The 15,783-nt window shown below is 44.9% G+C and carries 13 protein-coding genes; 11 read left to right on the top strand and 2 right to left on the bottom strand.

Features of this window, described 5'->3' with window-relative positions; all coding sequences use genetic code 11:
- The first annotated feature begins 27 nt into the window (after positions 1-27).
- The 9 genes from ACUNWA_RS06110 (at position 28) to ACUNWA_RS06150 (ending at position 10,836) form a co-directional block, all read left to right on the top strand.
- Positions 28-1,326: a S28 family serine protease gene (locus ACUNWA_RS06110; RefSeq protein WP_445591006.1), complete on the top strand. Its 1,299-nt coding sequence runs from the start codon at positions 28-30 to the stop codon at positions 1,324-1,326.
- 183 nt (positions 1,327-1,509) lie between these two features.
- Positions 1,510-3,615, top strand: coding sequence for a glycoside hydrolase family 36 protein (locus tag ACUNWA_RS06115; RefSeq protein ID WP_445591007.1), 2,106 nt, complete (start codon positions 1,510-1,512; stop codon positions 3,613-3,615).
- A gap of 98 nt (positions 3,616-3,713) precedes the next feature.
- Entirely contained in the window at positions 3,714-4,154 is a 441-nt protein-coding gene (locus ACUNWA_RS06120) for a PaaI family thioesterase (protein ID WP_445591008.1), read from the top strand.
- Positions 4,141-5,256, top strand: a complete 1,116-nt coding sequence (locus tag ACUNWA_RS06125; RefSeq protein WP_445591009.1) for a chorismate-binding protein — start codon at positions 4,141-4,143, stop codon at positions 5,254-5,256. Before ACUNWA_RS06120 ends, ACUNWA_RS06125 begins: the two co-directional genes overlap by 14 nt.
- Positions 5,253-6,935 carry a 2-succinyl-5-enolpyruvyl-6-hydroxy-3-cyclohexene-1-carboxylic-acid synthase gene (gene menD / locus ACUNWA_RS06130; protein ID WP_445591010.1) on the top strand — a complete coding sequence of 561 codons (1,683 nt, stop codon included), beginning with the start codon at positions 5,253-5,255 and terminating at the stop codon, positions 6,933-6,935. Before ACUNWA_RS06125 ends, menD begins: the two co-directional genes overlap by 4 nt.
- A 13-nt stretch (positions 6,936-6,948) precedes the next feature.
- Positions 6,949-7,773 carry a 1,4-dihydroxy-2-naphthoyl-CoA synthase gene (menB, locus tag ACUNWA_RS06135; RefSeq protein WP_445591011.1) on the top strand — a complete coding sequence of 275 codons (825 nt, stop codon included), beginning with the start codon at positions 6,949-6,951 and terminating at the stop codon, positions 7,771-7,773.
- Positions 7,774-7,831: 58 nt separating this feature from the next.
- Entirely contained in the window at positions 7,832-8,743 is a 912-nt protein-coding gene (locus ACUNWA_RS06140; RefSeq protein ID WP_445591012.1) for a 1,4-dihydroxy-2-naphthoate polyprenyltransferase, read from the top strand.
- Positions 8,740-9,792, top strand: a complete 1,053-nt coding sequence (gene menC / locus ACUNWA_RS06145; RefSeq protein WP_445591013.1) for an o-succinylbenzoate synthase — start codon at positions 8,740-8,742, stop codon at positions 9,790-9,792. The genes ACUNWA_RS06140 and menC overlap by 4 nt, the downstream gene beginning before the upstream one ends.
- 18 nt (positions 9,793-9,810) lie before the next feature.
- Positions 9,811-10,836, top strand: coding sequence for an AMP-binding protein (locus ACUNWA_RS06150; RefSeq protein ID WP_445591014.1), 1,026 nt, complete (start codon positions 9,811-9,813; stop codon positions 10,834-10,836).
- Positions 10,837-11,073: 237 nt separating this feature from the next.
- Here ACUNWA_RS06150 and ACUNWA_RS06155 read toward each other — a convergent pair whose 3' ends face one another.
- Positions 11,074-12,087: an META domain-containing protein gene (locus ACUNWA_RS06155; RefSeq protein ID WP_445591015.1), complete on the bottom strand. Its 1,014-nt coding sequence runs from the start codon at positions 12,085-12,087 to the stop codon at positions 11,074-11,076.
- Positions 12,088-12,710: 623 nt separating this feature from the next.
- Between ACUNWA_RS06155 and ACUNWA_RS06160 the strand changes: the two genes are divergently transcribed.
- Complete coding sequence (locus tag ACUNWA_RS06160) at positions 12,711-13,343, top strand: hypothetical protein (protein ID WP_445591016.1); 633 nt, start codon at positions 12,711-12,713, stop codon at positions 13,341-13,343.
- Between the two features lie 49 nt (positions 13,344-13,392).
- Here the strand turns inward: ACUNWA_RS06160 and ACUNWA_RS06165 are convergent, their stop codons facing one another.
- Complete coding sequence (locus ACUNWA_RS06165; protein WP_445591017.1) at positions 13,393-13,950, bottom strand: hypothetical protein; 558 nt, start codon at positions 13,948-13,950, stop codon at positions 13,393-13,395.
- A 550-nt stretch (positions 13,951-14,500) separates the two neighbouring features.
- On the opposite strand from ACUNWA_RS06165, the gene ACUNWA_RS06170 reads away from it, so the two are divergent.
- The gene (locus ACUNWA_RS06170) at positions 14,501-15,778 is read left to right on the top strand and encodes a tyrosine-type recombinase/integrase (RefSeq protein ID WP_445591018.1); all 1,278 of its coding nucleotides are present in this window, start codon (positions 14,501-14,503) and stop codon (positions 15,776-15,778) included.
- The last annotated feature ends 5 nt before the right edge of the window (positions 15,779-15,783 follow it).

A 15,783-nucleotide genomic window follows, 5' to 3' on the forward strand; every position in this document is an offset into this window, starting at 1 on the left:
TTTAGCCGGTCTTTAAAGAAAAAAACAATGAACAGATCGAGCTACCTGAAACAGCATTTTTTTCTGCTCCTATTCTTTGTCATGGCATGGACTGCCGCACAAAGCCAGGAATTACTTCAATTCATGCAGTCGCAGCCACAGATTTCAAGCATCAAGACCATTGACGGAAATGACTTTTTCGCACAATGTTATGAAATCCGAATCAGGCAACCGCTGAACCATCAGGACACCACCGAAGGCTTTTTCGTTCAGCGGGTGTTTGTTTCCGATAAGAAAGCGGATCATCCGGTGGTGCTGATCACCGAAGGCTATGCCGCCAATTATGCAGCCCAGCCCAATTTCATCAATGAACTGAGCCCAATGCTTGACGCCAACCAAATTTGCGTGGAGCACCGCTATTTTGGCGAGTCTCTGCCCGACTCCTTGAATTGGGAATTCTTAACCGTTGAAAATGCCGCTCAAGATCATCATCTAGTGGTACAGCTTTTCAAGAAGTACTACCAAGGCAAATGGTTAAACACCGGGATCAGCAAAGGGGGACAGACTGCTCTGGCTCACCGGAGCTTTTTCCCGCATGATGTTTCTGCTACCGTTGCCTACGTAGCTCCGCTTAACTTTGGAGTAGAAGACGGAAGGCATGAACCCTTTCTGAATCAAGTTGGATCGGACGAATGCCGGAACAAAATCCAAAGCTTTCAGCGCGAAGTCCTCCAACGACGCGAGCACATGCTACCTTTACTGAACAACTACGCCAAAACCCGAAGCTATACCTTCCCCATGAGCCTCGATGAAGTGCTCGACTACGTCGTGCTGGAATATGCATTCTCGTTTTGGCAATGGGGCCACGACTGCCAAGAGATTCCCAAAGACACGGCAAGCCATGAAGAACTCTTTAAGTATCTGGTAAAAATCAGTCAACCGGATTATTTTTCGTATCAGGGATCAGCTCACTTCCGGGCTTTCTTTTACCAAGCGGCGCGCGAGTTGGGTTACTACGGTTACGACACCGAACCCTTTGCCGACCTGTTGTCTGTGAGTTCGACCCAGAACTATGTCAATCGATTCATGTTGCCTGAAGGTAGCACCGCCACTTACAGCGACAAGACCTCCCGACAAGTCGAAGAATTCTTAATGTCGGATGCCCGAAACGTCATACTTATTTATGGAGAAGTAGACCCTTGGACAGCCACAGCTGCAACAGTCAAGAGAAGTAGGAATAACCATAAAACAGTAAAAAAAGGCGGGAATCATTCCACACGCATTGGAACGCTCCCTGAAAAAAAGCGCGAAAAACTTATTCGAAAAATAAACAAAATGGTCTGGTAATCGCTTTTCAAAACACGATAATCAGATTATTAAATAGAGAAAGAATATCTTATACAACACAAAAAAAACGCAGTCAATTAATCATCAAGCAATTGCACAATATGAGATTTTTCTTCTTTTCGTGCTAAGATTGTTAAAAGTTGTTAAATTTACGACCTCTCTAACAAATCAATACATACATCTATGACCAAGAAGACCATCGAAAGAAGGAATTTTCTAAAATTGGTAGGTACTGGAATTGGATCATTACTCACAATACCCTACTACTCAAGTGCGCTTGAGTACACAAGTACCATAAGTCGAAACCGATTTAAAATAGGGAAACCACAGTGGATTCTTCACAATGACGGCACCTTTGACTTAATTGCTGGTAGCATTCATTTAAAAAACTGCCGCCCAACCATCGATGGTCAAAGTATTTTTGTTAGAAACACCTTCATGGGGGACTCCCCCAAAGGCAAACGTATTATTTATGAGCTTGATCGGGGTTTTGTGATGCTCGATCTAAAAATCAATTCAGGCTCCATTTCAATTGGCGCAGAGCTCAGTGGCATGTCGCGCGCTCCCTACTATTTCTGCCCATTGGGCGAAGCAGTCGTCAACGGGGTGAAACACTATTTCAAACAAGGGCAAGGTTTGGGAGGCCCCTCTGGCTTGTATGAATTTCATAAACCCACGGCAGCAGAATTCGGTAATCAATTAGGAGAACAAGCCTGGTCATACGATTCTTACTTAACAACCGGACTGATTTCAGCTGAAAACGACACCTTGGCTATCGGAACCTACGAACACCACGACTTTATTCAAAAAAGCACCTTATACAATCGGCCTCACCGCCGGGGATTATCCGATCGCTATCCCGATGTTGAATCCATCCTGTTCGAAACCGGCTTTGTAACCGAGAGCATCCCGCTGAAAGATGACTTCATTAAGCTTCCCGACATTTATATCTTTTTTGGGAATAAACCCTACGAGACCTTGCAGCACCTGGCGTGGAATATCTCCGAGCAACTGGAGGCCCGCAAAGACACTAAAACAAGCTACCACTGGGACTCAGCAAATGAATTCGAGCATGAATTCAGTCACGAACATCTCACCAAGCTCTTGACAAATCTGGATGATATCGACCCTACAATTATGCTGGATGCCATCCTGATCAATGACTGCTACAGTGTTCATGGCGACTGGACAGACTACAATGAACGCTGGCCCAGAGGACTAGAACCGGCAGCCCGCGATATTTTCCAGCGAGGCTACCGCGCCGGAATCTGGGTCGCCCCATTTATGGTAAGCGAAGAAAGTAAACTTTTCAAGCGACACAAAAACTGGCTCATCCGCGACCTGGAAGGCAATCCCATTCCAGAGAGAAACGACTCCGAAGTCCCTCACTATGCTCTCGATGGTAGTCATCCCGAAGTCCAGCGGTATATCGAAAAAGTGTTTCGATCCTACCGAAAGATGGGCTTCACTTTTTACAAAACCGATTTTATGGATTGGGGACTGAAACCCACGATCGGAATTGACCGCTACGATAAAACCAAAACATCGGTTCAAATTTTTACAGACATTCTCAATATCATCCGGGAAGAAATTGGCGCCGGAAGCTTTTGGACTACCGGGAGCTCCCCTTATGCGCCCATGATCGGCTATGTTGACGCCATGCGCATTGCCAATAGCAACCAGTGTCGATGGACAGAAGATGGCATTCAAAACATGCTGCAAGAAAGTTACAACACCCAGTATTTCAACAATGTCTTTTGGCAGAACGACCTCGATGTCATTTCCTTTCAGAATGAGAACTGCGAACTCACGCCAACGGAGAAAAACAGCCTGGCCAACTGGATTGGCATTATGGGAGGTGTGGTCAGCACATCCGACCGCTTTTCAAGCCTGACTGAAGAACAGCTTGACAACTGGCGCTTGTTGCTTCCACAGGAACGACCACAAAGCGCAACCCTTCCGTTCTGGGGAGACAGCCAAAAGTGTAAAGTAGCCCTGCGGCGCTACCGTTCGCCCAAAGCCTGGGGTTTACTTATTCTGAATGATACGGAGCAAACAGTGACCGAAAGCTATGACTTTCCTGAAATCAATGAAGAAAACAACAATTGGGTGTATGAATGGAAGTTAGGAGAAAGCATTAGCCTGGGGAACCTAAGCCAGATAACAGTGACCCTGCAAAAGCACGAGTCGAAACTCTTTTACCTCACCAATGGAAAAGATAATCCGCCGGAAGATCTGACCATGAGTGGCATCCGACTGAAGAAGATTTATAAAAAACAAGATTCTTAACGGCATCCGAAGCATCCAAAATCAATAATGGGGAAAAGCCCTGTTATTATTTAAAAGTAAACCTTATTTTTGAGGTTCACTTTTTTTAATGAAACCATATGGATCTTAATTCGCTGAATATAGACACTCCCCTGGATTTAATTAACCAAGCAACACAAACCGGATTAATCGGAAGCCTGGGCATCGAAATTACTAAAACTGGTACCGGAACCGTCGAAGGCTGCATGCAGCTATCGGAAAAAAATTGCCGTCCCGATGGCATTCTGCACGGCGGAGCAAACTTGGCTTTTGCCGAAAGTCTGGCCGGATTGGGGAGCATGCTCATGGTCGATTTTGAAAATTACGACGTGCTGGGCATACAGGTCAATGGCAGTCATACCAGCAGCTTACGGAAAGGAAAAGCCTACGCCGTAGCAAATATTCTCCATCCTGGAAACCAGACACACATTTGGAATGTTGATGTAAGAAATGAAGAAGGACGCCTGATTTCAACAGTTCGGGTGACCAATATGATTGTAAAAAGGAATGACAAATACTGAGAATCTCGCCTTATTTCTGGATAATCTGATCGAAAAAGATTGCTCTTTTGCGATCTGGTCGATGCCAGGAAGCCAAACGCCGGAAATCCTACTAACCGACCAAAAAGACCTGATTTACCCCGCCCAGTTCAACAAGTTAAACGGACAGGAAGGCTTTGTTTTTGCGCCTTACCAGATTAGTCAGGAAACACCACTAGTACTTCTGAAACCAGGGATTTACAAAAAGGGGATCCAGGAAATTTTAACCCTCGACATGGCACAGATTCAGCAAGACCAGGCCAAAGAGAATGTAGCCGATCAACACCTGATCATTGAAAAAGAAGCCTATCTAGAGGCTATCGACAAAACCATTGCGGAAATCAAGAACAGCAAATTGTCCAAAGCCATTGTGTCCCGTTTAATTCCGAAAGAACGAAAAACGGAGTCCCTCGGAAAGCTTTACCTTCAAGTTTTGCAGCAAACGCCCAATGCTTTTGTGTACCTGGTAAACCTGCCCAAAGCAGGCCTGTGGATGGGAGCCACTCCCGAAGTTCTGCTAAAGACTGAAAACAAGATGATTGAAACCGTCTCCTTGGCTGGCACCCAAATCCGACGCACCGATTCAGACTACAGCTGGCATACCAAAGAAATTGAAGAACAAGCTTTTGTATCACGCTACTTACTTGATGTTTTTTATCGGTTCAACATTCATCCGTACACCACACAAGGGCCGGAAACCCTGGAAAGCGGGAAGGTAGCCCACCTGATGACCACCTTCCGGTTTTCAGCTAAAAAGCTAGCACACAAACTCGGCGATTTTGTTGCCGAACTCCATCCTACACCGGCTGTATGTGGTTATCCGAAATCAAAAGCAGACAAATTCATCACCAAAATAGAGCAACACAACCGGCGGTATTACACTGGATATCTCGGTCCCTGGCGAATGAACGACTCCGTCAGATTATTTGTAAATTTGCGTTGCATGGAAATCATGCCCGACCGCTACATCTTATATTCCGGAGGCGGAATTACATCTCGGTCGGTTCCCGAAGCAGAATGGGAAGAAACACTAAAAAAAGCAGACACTTTATCATCAGCTATTGACGCTGTTCAAAATACATGATTTCAACGAAGAAACACATTCAGCAGCTGGCGGCTATTTTGCTGGCCAAGGAAATTGATGACATCATCATTTCGCCCGGATCGCGCAACGGGCCGTTAATCCATACCTTTGCCGGCAGCAATCGGTTTAACTGCCGCAACATTGTGGATGAACGCAGTGCGGCCTACTTTGCCCTCGGCCTGGCGCAAGCCAAACAAAAACCAGTGGTCATCGTTTGTAGTTCCGGAACAGCCAGTTTGAATTATGCACCAGCCATCGCCGAAGCTTTTTATCTGCAGGTCCCGCTGATTGTGCTCACTGCCGACCGTCCCGACTACTGGATCGACCAGGCTGAAAGCCAGTGTATCCGGCAAGAAAAGATTTATCAAAATTTCATCAAGAAAGAAATCAGCTTGCCATTGGGCGAGTCTGAAAAAGAATTGTGGTTTGCCGCCCGCCAAATCAATGCGTGTCTGAATGCAACCCTGGGGGAAGCTCCCGCACCCGTGCACATTAACATTCCGTTGGAAGAGCCGTTGCACGATTTGCTGGATGAAAAATTGCCATCAGTCAAAATCATTGAAACAGCAGAGACCCAACAGCTCGTAACGGAAACAGCACTTGACCAGTTGACTGCCACTTTCAATAACGCGAACAAAGTATTGGTGCTGGCTGGTCAGCAAATACCGAACCCAGGACTGGAAAATCAGCTGAGCAAGTTGGTTTCCAAAACAGGTGCTGTGGTTTTAAAGGAACACTTGGGCAACCTCGATGATCTCAACTTCTGCAGTAGCATCGACACGCTGATGGCCGCCATGCTAACAGACCGATTGGAAAATTTCCAACCCGATCTGCTCATCAGTTTCGGTGGACAGTTTGTATCGAAATCGCTGAAACAATTTCTGCGGAAGCATAAGCCAGTCAACCACTGGCACCTCAGTCTAGCTAACGAGCATTTCGACACCTATCAGTCGCTCACGAACGTCATCAAGCAAGATGCGACTGACTTTTTCGGTCAGCTTTTGCCAAGGGTTTCGGGCAAAAAGCAAAACTACCTGCGCCGCTGGAAAGACAAGGAGCAACAAGTCAATAAGCTCTGCGACGATTTTATCCAACAAGCGGCCTATTCCGACTTAAGGGTTTTTGACCAGCTCCGGACAGCCATCCCCGAAAATTCCGTCATTCACCTGGGAAATAGCTCACCAGTGCGTTACGGACTTATTTGCCAACCCGTGAAAAACGCCCATTACTTTGGCAACCGCGGCACCAGTGGTATCGACGGCCCCTTGTCGACGGCTGTGGGTTTTGCTTCTGAATCAGAAAAAATAAACACCATCATTCTGGGCGACCTGTCTTTTTTCTACGACTCGAATGCCCTGTGGAACAACTACCTTGGCAGCAACCTACGGGTGATTGTCATCAACAACCGAGGAGGAAACATTTTTGGACTAATTAAAGGACCGGGCGATTCTCCCGCCTTTCAGGAACATTTCTTCACCGAAAATAAATTTAAAGCGGAAGGCCTGGCCAGAACTTTTGAACTGGATTATTTCATGGCTGAAAATCAAGCCGAGCTAAGCGATATTTTAGGTGATTTCTATTCGCCCAAACAAGCTAAAGCCGCTCTGCTGGAAATTTTCACCGATGCGGAAGTAAACACGACCGTGTTTCGGGAGTTATTTAAATACGTGAAACAATAAAAAACAACATACGATGAGCACAACAAGACAATGGCAAACCATTAAAGAGTATGAAGATATTTTCTTCGATTATTTCGACGGAATAGGTAAGATCACTATCAACCGCGAACAGGTGCGCAACGCGTTTCGCCCTACCACGGTGAATAACATCAGCAATGCGCTGCACATTTGTCGCGAAGACCAACGCATCAACGTTATTGTACTAACTGGTGCCGGCGACAAAGCTTTTTGTGCCGGAGGCGATCAAAATGTAAAAGGAACCGGCGGCTACATTGATGAAAACGGCATTCCGCGCCTCAACATTCTGGAAGTGCAAAAGCAAATCCGCAGCATGCCCAAACCCGTAATTGCCATGGTGAATGGCTTTGCGATTGGAGGCGGTCATGTGTTACATGTGGTTTGTGACATCAGTATTGCCAGTGAAAACGCCATCTTCGGACAAACCGGCCCCAAAGTAGGCAGCTTCGATGCCGGACTGGGATCCTCTTATCTGGCCAGCATTGTGGGACAAAAGAAAGCACGCGAAATCTGGTTTATGTGCCGTCAATATTCGGCTCAGGAAGCCTTGGAAATGGGCTTGGTGAACAAGGTAGTGCCGTTCGACCAGCTGGAAGACGAAGTCGTAGCTTGGGCACAAAAAATGCAGGAGCACAGCCCGCTGGCCCTTCGCATGCTGAAACTGGGAATGAATGCCGACTTGGATGGTCAGATTGGTATTCAGGAATTTGCCGGCAATGCCACACTGCTGTACTATTTAACCGAAGAAGCCCAGGAAGGCAAGCACGCTTTCCTTGAAAAACGCAAACCGGACTTCGGTAAATACCCCAAATTTCCGTAATAAACCCGAACCTCAACGGACAAGAATCTAGCATCAAGTAATAAGCATCCAGATAGCTATGGCTACACGAAAAAGTTGGATTAAAGCAGCACGGCCACGCACCCTACCCTTAGCCTTATCAGGCATTGTACTGGGCTGCGGGTTGGCTTGGTTTTACGGGGTAATTGATATCCTGGTTAGCATCTTGGCCATCATCACGGCCACACTGATACAGGTATTCTCCAATTTTGCCAACGACTATGGCGACAGCCAACGTGGCACCGACAATGAATTCCGCCTGGGACCTACCCGTACCATGCAAAGCGGCGAGATCACAAAAACAGAGATGAAAGCAGGCATGCTGCTGGTTGGCAGCTTGAGCTTTATTTTAGGTGTTCTATTGGTTTATGCCGCCACTTGGCAGGTTTCAAAAACAGCCTTTTTCAGCTTTATCGGGCTGGGTGTCTTTTCTTTACTGGCGGCTTATTTTTATACAGCAGGCAAAAAATCCTACGGTTATGTTGGCCTTGGCGACTTAGCCGTATTCTTGTTTTTTGGACTTTTGCCAGTCGTTGGCGTTTTTTACCTCAACGCCAGTTATTTTGAAACGGCTATTTTACTCCCGGCTATCAGCATGGGCTTTTTCAGCACCGGGGTACTCAACCTCAACAACATGCGCGACATCGACAATGACCGGGCTTCCGGAAAAATAACGCTGCCCGTTCGCATGGGCGAGCGCAACAGCCGCATCTACCACTCCGCCATGATTTTTTGGGGCTGGGTAGCCGTTATCCTGTTCACCTACCACCAACAAGAATCAGCCTGGCAATGGTTGTTTCTACTGGCATTCCCCTTGTTCCTGATCGACTTGGTCAAAATTCATCGAACCAGGGACGCGCAAGCGCTGGATCCCTTTTTAAAACGTCTGTCGCTTTCAACCCTGGCATTTACCTTGCTGTTTTGTCTCGGACTAATCCTGGCTGTTTTATGATTGCGCAGTACCAAAAATATGAACTTCAGTTTAAGCAAGCTGCCGGCACTTCGCGTGGTGTCTATAAAACACGGCCCGTTTGGTTTCTATTGCTCAACGAAGGTAAGCAAACTGGCATTGGCGAATGTGCACCACTGCCGGGACTGAGCACAGAAACCCCGGAAGAAGTAGAAACAGCGCTGAAATCGATTGGTCAGGATCCGAAGCCATTTCTGAAGAATCCGGAGCTCCTTCAGGCCATTCCGTCGGTTCGGTTTGGACTTGAAACGGCCCTGCTCGATTTGCAAAATGGGGGAACGCAAACGCTTTTTCCTTCCGCATTCACCCAAGGGAAAGAAGGCATCCCCATCAACGGACTGATTTGGATGGGAACAGCTGAACACATGCAAAACCAGATTCAATCCAAACTACAATCCGGCTACCGATGCATCAAACTCAAAATTGGCGCCCTTCATTTCGACAAGGAACTGGAGCTGCTACAGGGCATTCGCCATCAGTATCCGGCCAGTCAGATCATCCTGCGCGTGGATGCCAATGGTGCGTTTAAACCTGAAGAAGCCATCGATAAGTTAAATCGCCTGGCAACCTTGAACCTTCACTCCATTGAGCAGCCCCTGGCAGCCCGACAATGGACAGCTATGCACGAGCTTTGTCAGCAAGCACCTGTTCCCATTGCGCTGGATGAAGAGCTGATTGGCATCAATGCCTTGGCTGATAAAGAACAGTTACTCGACACCATTCAACCTCAGTATCTGGTTTTGAAACCCAGTTTACATGGCGGTTTTGCAGGCTGCTCCGAATGGATCGAGCTGGCGAATCAACGTTCCATTGGCTGGTGGATCACCTCCTACCTGGAATCCAATATCGGCCTGAATGCCATTGCGCAATGGACTTTTACCCTCCAAGCAACCGGACACCAAGGGCTGGGAACCGGTCAGCTTTTCACCAACAATATGGATTCTCCGCTGGAAATTCGAGGCGAAAAATTGTGGTTTGATCCGGATAAGCCATTTGATCTGAGCCAAGTGACACCCCATACCGAATTCTAAAAGATACATTGATAAGCCATGAACCCGTTTCCCAACCATATTAAGCTGAACGGCCAGCAAACAGCAATCGCTGACTTGCTCCAAAAAGCAGCCCAAACGAAATGGGAAAAAGAATGGCTTGATTTTTTGGCTGAATGGTACGCTCCCACTGATTTTATTGAAGTCAACACCTCGGGAAGCACCGGAACGCCCAAGACCATCCGCCTCACGAAAAAGTTTGTGGCTGCCAGCGCCAGTCGCACCCTTCGCTTTTTCAACTTGAAGAAAAACGATCGGATATTGCATGCCCTGCCTACGCGTTACATTGCTGGCAAGCTAATGGTGGTGCGCGCCTTAGTTGGCCAACTGGATTTAACAGTGGTTGACCCGGCCACCGATTTCCAATTCCTCAACCAAAAGTCGTTTAAGTTTGCTGCTATGGTCACCAACCAGGTCTATAAAATACTGGAAAATGGAATCGCCAACCTGGAATTTTTGTTGATTGGAGGCTCAGCCGTCCCTCAAGCACTAGCCGATAAATTACAGGCCGTTTCAACCGCTTGCTATTCCAGCTACGCGATGACCGAAACAGCCACCCACATCGCCCTGCGGAAACTCAACGGCAACAAGCCCGATGAGTTTTATCATGCCTTGGATGGCATTGAACTTAGCCTGTCTGACGCTGGCTGCCTGCAAATTCAAATGCCCGGGCTAGGTAGCGAATTTTTAAAAACCACAGATCTAGCCGAACTGATCGACCACAGGACCTTCAGGATTCTAGGGCGAGCCGATCATGTGATTATTTCCGGCGGAATTAAGTTTCTACCCGAACAGCTAGAGAAAAAACTGGAGCCCCACATTCAATTTCCATTTCTGATCACCTCCCGCCCCCATGAAAAACTTGGGCAACAATTGGTGTTGTTGGTCGAAGCAAGCGAATCACCAGCAAAAATGGAAGAGCTAACTGCTATCTGCCTGCAGCAATTGGATAAATTTGAACGCCCGCGAGAAATCGAATTCATAAAAAAGTTGCCACGCACAGACAATGGGAAAATCTTACGCTGAGCTTGGCAAGAAAGCAGCTCGAACCGCAAGACAGCTAAGATTGCCTCATGCACAGCTCCTCTATTTTGACATTCTCCGAATCGACGATCAAACGGGTATCAAATAATAACTCCTCAAAAAAACCGTTAAGGCGTACACTTCATCGATTCATAATACGCGCTGCATTCATTCTATTCGTAAATCAAGATCCAACCAAGCGAGCGAATTCACCATTGAGCTTTTGCATTTTTCCGACTGTTAGTCAACTTTTTTAAATTTCAACAATTCCTTTCCCGATTCGTCGGATAAAGTCAAAGTTAAACCAACAAGCTGATAGCCTTTTACCTGCTGCAAACTTTTACCAAATTGATCAGGCACCGTCATCGTACGACACATTTTTCGGGTTCCGGCCAAAACTCCAAATTCCAGGTTCTTTGCATCCAGTTTTTTGATGTCACCCATGAAATGATTGCATCCATCCGTTCCTACTGCCCGCATTTCGGCCAGATGAATTTCAAGTACCGGACGTTCTTCAAAATCGGTTACGCGCTCTCCATTCATGGTTTCCAAAGCCCAAATGTCATTCAAGTTCTGATTGACCTTTTCGTCTTCATACTGTCTGATAAAAGCCAATCGCTCAGCGCCGTCTTCACCATAAAAAACAAGCTCTGACTGAACGGCCTTATAAGTCGCCACCTGGCTCAAAGCCTTTAAATAAGTATCCTCTATATTCCGATTCATACAAGCTCTGCGGGTACTTGCAACATTGCCCAACTGAATCGCGTCCTGGGTCAGTTGCTGAATGGGGCCTGAATAACTGTTACAGCCTCCGGAACCAAAAATGCGGCTGTTCTCTAAATCGATTTCCAATGTGGGAAGAACGACAGAGCGGTTAACCGGACCACCACTAATACGAGCCAACAACCATTTCCCATCGACAAAAGCTCTATGGTCGACTTGCTTATCCAGCACTTTAACAAGGGTGTACTTGATGGAAGAGGCATCAGCAGGAACCTCTTCTTTGGGAAGATGCTCTTCTTTGACTTTTAATTGGTAGATATACCCCGGTTCATAGTCAAAACCATCAATCGTCGAATAAAAATTCTGCCATTGTGATTCCTCTATATCATTTCCTTTCTGCACCTGCATGCATGCCATTGGGCCAACGCCCATGCAATCAACCTGACTGCTATTCACCCAGTATACATTCTTTTGTGTACTGCACGAAAACAGCATCGCAACCAATAATAAGCTAAAAATACCTTTCATCATAACCTTTTATCCTTAATTAAAACGAATACTAAAGCGTCTAATCGAAATAATTATCATCGATAAAACGTCATACAGCGCTTTGGCACTCCCTATTTCCTGAATCTATCAAACTAAACGACATCCTTAGATGCGATTCCTTGGCCAAAGGTTGCTTGCAATCATCTTTAACCACCGAAGAAACGACTAGCCTCAACTCTTAAACACTTATAAAGAAGGAGATAAATACAAAAAGAAATCATAAAATACCGCGTTAATAGCAGTAAATGTTACTCATCATTGAAAGAAAAGATAAAGGTCCTTTTTTGCCGTGTGACAGCCAATAGTTCCGATTTTCTCAAACTTGTCAAAGGCCCCAATAGCGTACCGGCCGAATTCATTAGGCTCGATACATAAAGCACAGTAAACCTTCCGATTCCGCTGACTCTGTTGTAGTCATATCCATTGGTGCTTGACGAGAACACAGCCATGGATTAGCGTAAAATCAAATGTGACATAGGCTTGACTTTGTTCGAATAAAGTCCTAACTTTCTACTAGGTTTCTCCTAGGTTTGTGTTAGGTTTCTATTACATCACTAGTAAAAACCTATTTGAAACCCAGTATAAACTAAGTAAAAATAACGAGCATGGCTAGAACCAATACACCACCGGGAGCCTATCTGAGTGGGAAAGCAGGCAAGCTGGTATTTGTACAAAATGGCGACGAAGTGATTGTGCGAAGCTTACCCAAGCCACGAAAACCCGGGAGTTGGAGCGAGAAACAGCAGCAGCAACGCAAGCGGTTTCAGGCCGCACGTACGTTCTACAATGCGGTGCGCGACCGTGTGGTAATCCCCATTTGTAAGCTGTCAGCCACCCGGAAGCTGACCGCTTACAACCTGTTTTTGAAAGCCAACCTGGGGGCTTTTGACAAAAACGGCGAGCTGGCCGATTATTCGCGCCTGCATTTTTCGATGGGCTCCTTGCCGCTTCCCCTGCAATTAAGTGCCCTTCGCACGGCTGAGGATCCCGATAAGGTGACCATTAGCTGGAACCCGACCCTACAAACCAAAGCCGAATCGAATAACGATGAACTACTTTGTGTGTGGGCAAGCCCCAATCATTGGCTTGGACCAGTGGCGACCGCTAGCTTGCGCGAGGACGGACAATGTATGCTGCCCCTGCCGGAAACAAGCGACGAAGAATCGTGGAACCTGTATCTTTTCTTTAAAAACAGCAGCGGAACAAGCTACTCGGATGACAAGCATGTGTCCCTTTAAAGCCTTAGCTGGAAAGGGGTAAGCTTACACAAATAAAAAAAACACAAAACTACATGCTTCCAAATGTAATATCCATGACTCCCGTTTCTGTGTTTATTTTTAAGTCTAAATGTTCTTGATAGTCAATATGGCTGAAAGAGAAATTTTTGTCCTTGTCTATGCTCCAGGAAGAATATAAACGATCGTTGTTTCCCGTATGCTTAGACCCGGTTCTCTTCTTAACTTGTTGGTAAAAATGATCAATATCCACCGTGTCTAATTGTACCGAATAGTTCATTATAAAATCATCATTAAAACCTGAGCCATAAGTGCGCTGTCTTTTCTCAATGGTTTTATATTGGGGGAAATTCATTCCCGTTTTTGCTTCGATTTCCGATCGACTACCTCTTTTTAATTGATAATAGTAGTATTCATATCCCTGCCATGAGACAAACACAAGAGTTAATAAGGTTAAGGGAGCAATAAGCGTTAGCATACTACGCCCGATTAATTTTGGTTTATTCCATCGTATAGAGAGGAATAGGAAAAGTGGTGAAAATATTATCCAGGATAATATCAGTGCAATATTTTCGGCCACTGAGATTGCTGATTTTCTTTTGTTACTCATTGACTATTATTTTAGAATACTCACGATCAATGCGTAATTTAAAAATCCGAATTGCTCCAAGAAGCAAATTGATGTCAGCATTGACAAAAATAATTGAATGTAATGGTAAGTAAGAATTTCGCTGACCATTATTGAACTGAAAAATATTACTGCTTTGATTAATTCTGAGGAATCAAATGTGGATTTGAACTTAGTTGCTTAAATTGGTTATACAATATCAATTCATTATATCTTCAAAGTTAAAACAAACAAGAGTTCAATAAGTATCTATCTTAGGTATTTCTCTCAATAGATTACTATAAATAAAAAAGAGCTACAAACATCTGCTTGTAACTCTTTGATTTTCAGTGGAGAATATCGGAATCGAACCGATGACCTTTTGACTGCCAGTCATATCCACTAATACACCCATCTTTTATATTTATTTACAAAACACCTACAATACAGGTGCTTAGAAAATTTTAGATTATCAATATTTATCTATTTTTATTGACTTCTACTTCATTTGTTAGTACTTTTGTTAGTACTTTTTCATTTAAAGCACTAACAAATGAGTCTTCCCACAATTACCCATCCAGAACTAAATGAAGACCTGCTAAAGGCCAAAGGTGTTTCCTTGGTAGCCTTCTTTGATCATGTCCGAAAAAGAAAAGATACAACATCGACAGTAAAACTAAGGCTTACCTTTAAACGGTTCCCGAAATACTACACGACCAAAATGTCGATGGATGAAAAAACCTATCTATTGATTTGCAGTGGAAGCAAGGGCAATAACATCAAAACGAAGCGCATTCACATTCACGAACAACTCAAAAAAGCATACGAGATTATTATTAAAATGCCTGAATTCTCCTTTGAAGGGTTCGAGAAAAAATTTCGCAACAAGCAGACGTCGAACAATATTTTTCCCTATTTCGACAATTACATCAAGCAGCTGGAAGAAGAAGGCCGTGTGGGTACCAGGTTGAGTTATTTCTATGCCCGAAAAGCACTATCCTATTTTTGCAAAAAAGAAGAGCTCTCCTTTGATAAAATTACCGTTGATTTTCTCAAGAAGTTTGAACAATCGATAGTAGGTAACGATGGAAGTCCAACCACTGTTGGTTATCATGTCCGATGTTTCAAGAAGTTATATAACGATGCAATAAGGGATGGAAATGTAAAGCGCGAAAACTACCCCTTCGGAAACAAGCAAAACGGACTATATAGTCCACCAGCTCCGCGCAATATCAAAAAAGCATTGTCTTCAACAGACCTAAAAGCAATCTTCAGTTATCAACCAACACCTGGAAGCTCAGAACACTTTTACACCGACATTTGGAAATTCAGCTATCTCAGCAATGGGATCAACATGAAAGACATCTGCCTGTTGAAATACAAAAATATCAAAGACGACAATATCCAATTCAACAGAGCAAAACTAGCAACCACTAAAAGAGATGGAAAACCGATCTTAATCTCATTGATCGATGAAAACCGCCAAATAATCCAACGATGGGGGAACAAGCCGGAATTGCCTGAATCCTATATTTTTCCTATTTTAACTCACGGATTAACCGCTACCCAGCAACAAAAAAAAATTAAGCAACTAACCAAGCAAGTAAACAAATACATGAAAAAGCTCGCGGCAAAACTTGAAATAAACTCTAAAATTTCGACTTATACAGCCCGACATAGCTATGCTACCGTATTAAAACGCTCAGGGGTTAATACGGCTTACATATCTGAAACCCTTGGCCACTCCAACCTCAAGACCACTGAAAGCTATCTCGATAGCTTTGAAGATGAAACCCGACAAGTCAATACAAGAAAGCTACTCGACTTCTAAGCCAA

It is taken from the genome of Sunxiuqinia sp. sy24 (assembly GCF_052677165.1).